This is a genomic window from Faecalibacterium sp. An121, assembly GCF_002160915.1.
In the GTDB taxonomy this organism is placed as follows: Bacteria; Bacillota; Clostridia; order Oscillospirales; family Ruminococcaceae; genus Faecalibacterium; species Faecalibacterium avium.
Genome location: NZ_NFLM01000046.1, coordinates 1 through 4,106, shown reverse-complemented (window position 1 = coordinate 4,106; position 4,106 = coordinate 1). Strand labels below are relative to the sequence as shown.

3 protein-coding genes are annotated in these 4,106 nt (G+C 59.2%); 2 read left to right on the top strand and 1 reads right to left on the bottom strand.

The window, feature by feature from the left end:
* Positions 1-362: 362 nt before the first annotated feature.
* On the bottom strand, positions 363-806 hold the full coding sequence (locus B5E66_RS12570; RefSeq protein WP_087233810.1) for a GNAT family N-acetyltransferase: 444 nt from the start codon (positions 804-806) through the stop codon (positions 363-365).
* Positions 807-1,562: 756 nt separating this feature from the next.
* Here B5E66_RS12570 and B5E66_RS12565 point away from each other — a divergent pair.
* Together B5E66_RS12565 and B5E66_RS12560 are read left to right on the top strand one after the other, a co-directional pair.
* The gene (locus tag B5E66_RS12565) at positions 1,563-3,095 is read left to right on the top strand and encodes a DUF1538 domain-containing protein (protein ID WP_087233807.1); all 1,533 of its coding nucleotides are present in this window, start codon (positions 1,563-1,565) and stop codon (positions 3,093-3,095) included.
* Positions 3,096-3,764 carry a P-II family nitrogen regulator gene (locus tag B5E66_RS12560; RefSeq protein ID WP_087233804.1) on the top strand — a complete coding sequence of 223 codons (669 nt, stop codon included), beginning with the start codon at positions 3,096-3,098 and terminating at the stop codon, positions 3,762-3,764. It begins immediately after the preceding gene.
* Positions 3,765-4,106 lie beyond the last annotated feature (342 nt).

Genomic DNA, 4,106 nt, shown 5'->3' with positions numbered 1-4,106 from the left:
CTCACTTGTGCCGAAGATAGTTGGCTGGACACGGCCTGTGAAAATAGGTAGATGCCGGCTTCTCTCAAAACAAGACCCCTGAGGCGTATGCCTTGGGGGTTTTGCTTTTTGGAGCTTAGTGCACAGATAGAGGGTTATCTTTACCTTTTATAGTAATATCCGTTTTACTTGCACTGCCCGCTGGGGCCAGAGGGGGAGGGCCGGGACTTTTAGGTTGTTCGATGCCTTACAAAGTGAATGATTTGCATGATTTGAATGATTTTCTCAGGGTAGAGAAATCATTCAAATCATGCAGTTCGTACGGTATCAAACAAAATGCCAACCAAAAAAGCCGCCGCGAGGGGAGCGGCAGCTTGAGCCGGTCAGTCTCGCCGGAGGATGTAGCGGGTGTCGCTGACATGGCAAGTACGCGCCTGGATGCGGAACCCAAGACGCTGGTACAGCGCCAGGGCGCGCGTATTCGCTCGAAATACATATAGTTCGACCGGGCGGTCGGTGCTGGCACAGCAACGCCGGATGACGGCCGAGCCAATGCCGAGGCCCCGGAACGCAGGGAAGATATACAGGTCGTCCAGCTCCATGACGGTGTTGTCCGGGGCGAAAAAGTGAAAATACCCCGCCTTTCGACCGTCGGCATAAATGCAGGTGTAGTCCTGGATCTGCTGCTCCAGTTTGCGGCGCACCCAGGCCAGGACCTTGTGGAGTTCGATTTGGGTTTTGTCCTCGTATGCGTCGATCAACTCCTGATTGAAAGCAAAAAGCGGCTCGATGTCCGCAGCCTGGGCAGGCTTATATGTCAGTTCCATCTCTGCCTCCTTGACCGGTCGGGAAAGCGCTCATCCGGGGGCGCCATCTACAATGAAGCAGATCCGCCGCGCCTTGTCAAGTGCCGCCGGTTGTGGCGGCTTTTTTGGTTTGCAGTTTGTTCGGTGTCATACAAAGTGAATGATTTGAATGAAATGAATGATTTGCATGATTTCCCTACCCTGAGAAAATCATTCAAATCATTCAAATCATGCAGTTGGTACGGTATCAAACAATAGGCATAACTTGTCAAGAGGGCATTTCCTCTTGCGCTTAGCCGATTTTTGCGGCGCGGGATGGCACCCGCTTGCAAAAACCGGAGCGCGGCTCCGGGTTGCGGTGCCCTGCTTTTGCTGCGCCCGTCGCGGCGGGCTTGCAAAAGACAGACCGCTGCCCCTGCTCTGCTTCGCCTGCTTCGTCCGCAGGACGCGGCTCAGCTACGCAGCCAGCGACAGCTCGCTGCTTCGTCCGGGTTGCGGTGCCCTGTATTTTCTGCGCCTGTCGCAGCAGGCTTGAAAATACAGACCGCGGCCCCTGCTCCAGCTCGGCTGTTTCTGCCGCAGGCAGCGCTTCGCTGTCGCTGCGTCAAATTGCGTCGGCCTCTGGCCCCAGCGGGCAGCGCCGCGGCAGTTGTTGAGACAATTAAAACAAATCGTGAAATTCCGGAATCATTTTACTCTTTGAATTGCCTCGGTCCCGAAAATATGCTATACTTTTACAGGGACGACACACATTCTTTATAAGAAAGGAGCTACGATTTGATCCGTAAAAACGCACTCTCTGAGAAATTGCAGGAGGCTGTGGATTCGGTGCTGCCCATTGCGCTGATCGTCAGTCTGCTTTGCTTTTTCTTTGTGCCGGTGGGGTCGGGGCTGATGCTGTCCTTTTTGGTGGGCACGGTCATGATCATCGCCGGTATGGCCCTGTTTACTTTGGGGTCGGAGCAATCCATGAGCCAGATCGGCAATCTGATCGGCGCACGACTGACCAAATCGCGGAACATCTGGCTGATCCTGGCCCTCAGCTTTATCATGGGCGTGGTCATCACGGTGGCCGAGCCGGACTTACAGGTCCTGGCCACCAATGTGCCCGGCATCGACCGGATGGCCCTGATCGCCACCGTGTCGGTGGGCGTCGGCCTGTTTTTGGCCGTCAGTATGGTGCGCATCCTGCTGGGCATCCCGCTGCGGTGGCTGCTGCTGGCGTTCTATGGGCTGGTGTTCGTGCTGGCCTTTCTGTCCGACCCCGGCTTTCTGGCGGTGTCCTTCGATTCGGGCGGCGTCACCACCGGCCCCATGACGGTGCCGTTCATCATGGCGCTGGGCGTGGGCGTGGCCTCCATCCGCAGCGACGAGAAAGCCAAGGACGACAGCTTTGGTCTGGTGGCGCTGTGCTCCATCGGGCCCATCCTGGCGGTGCTGCTGCTGGGCTTCCTCTATCCGGGAAGCGCCGGCTCCTCCGAGACGGTCATTCTGGAGTTTGAGGACTCGATGAGTCTGGGCTGGGGGTATCTGTCCGCCCTGCCCGGCTATATGGAGGAGGTGGCCACCGCCCTGGCCCCCATCTTCGTGTTCTTTCTGCTGTTCCAGTTGGCGGCCCTGCGGCTGCCGGTGGCTCAGCTGGCCCGCATCGTGGTGGGTATCCTGTACACCTATGTGGGGCTGGTGCTGTTCCTCACCGGCGTCGGGGTGGGCTTCTCCTCCCTGGGCTATGTGCTGGGCGGCGAAATGGTCAACCAGGGCATGGGCCTGCTTTTGGTGCCTTTGGCGGTGCTGATGGGCTGGTTCATCATCAACGCCGAACCGGCCGTCCACGTCCTGAACAAGCAGGTCGAGGACCTGACCAGCGGCGCCATCTCGGCCAAAGCGATGGGCCGCAGCCTGTGCATCGCGGTGGCCACCGCCAACGGCCTGGCCATGGTGCGGGTGCTGACCGGTATCCCCATCCTGTGGATCCTGGTCCCGGGCTACCTGCTCGCCCTGGTCCTGACCTTCGTGGTGCCCCCTATCTTTACCGCCATCGCCTTTGACTCGGGCGGCGTGGCTTCCGGCCCCATGACGGCCACCTTTATGCTGCCCTTTGCAATGGGCGCGTGCAGCACCCTGGGGGGCAATGTCATGACCGACGCCTTCGGCCTGGTGGCCCTGGTGGCCCTGATGCCCCTTATCACGGTACAGGTGATGGGCGCGGTGTATGTGGTCAAGCTGCGCCGCTCGGTGCAGCCTGCCGCACAGCCCATGCCGGCCTATGGCGACGACGAGATCATCGAACTGTGGGAGGAGGTGGCCTGAATGGAACTGAACTACATCATCAGCATCACCGACCGGGACCAGATCCAGGAGCTGGCCACCCTGTTCCAGAACCTGGAGCTGAACATGGGCCTGATCATGCTGGGCAAGGGCACCGCCACCAGCGAACAGCTGTCCATCTATGGCCTGACCAACACCGAAAAGGCCATCGTGTCCACGGTGGCCGACACCGAGAGCACCAAACGGCTGATCCGGGCGGCCAAGCGCAAGCTGTTCATGGATATCCCGGGCAACGGCATCATGCTCACCATCCCCATCAAAAGCGTAGGAGGAGGCAGGACTTTGGCATACCTGACAGGCAACAAGGCCCCCACCGGGGGCGCGCCCGCCATGCAGTTTGAGCACGAGCTGATCATCGCGGTGCTCAACGCAGGCTATTCGGACGCCGTAATGGACGCGGCCCGCACGGCCGGCGCCGGCGGCGGCACCGTGCTGCACGCACGCGGCACCGGCACAAAACAGGCCGAGAAGTTCTTCGGCGTATCCCTGGCGGAGGAGAAGGACATCCTGTACATCGTGGCTCCCGCCGGCCAGAAGGCCGCCATCATGTCGGCCATCAACACCACCACCGGCGCGGGCACCAAAGCGGGCGCGATCTGCTTTTCGCTGCCCGTCTCGGACGTCATCGGCCTGCGCAAGGTAGATGATTAATCCTCCGCCCGTATCCAACCCCATCGCTCCCGCCCACCCGGCGGGGGCTTTTTTGTTTGGTGTCGTACAAAGTGCATGATTTGCATGATTTGAATGATTTTCTCAGGGTAGGGAAATCATTCAAATCATGCATTTCATTCAAATCATGCAGTTGGTTGGGTGTCAAACAATAGACATGGCTTGTCAAGCCCCCAAAAAGCGCCAAAATGCGTCGCGGTTTTGGAAGCGCCGGGGATATTGGAGCGCCGCGCCCGCCAAAGCGGGCGCATTCAGGATCGGAGCGGCGGGAGGCTGGCGCCCGGAAAAAGCGTTGTGCAATTCCTCTAATGCACTCTTACACGC

Bases quoted from the DNA above. Each gene is read 5' to 3' on its own strand.
- B5E66_RS12560 (WP_087233804.1), top strand. From the start codon at position 3,096: ATGGAACTGAACTACATCATCAGCATCACCGACCGGGACCAGATCCAG.
- B5E66_RS12570 (WP_087233810.1), bottom strand. From the start codon at position 806: ATGGAACTGACATATAAGCCTGCCCAGGCTGCGGACATCGAGCCGCTT.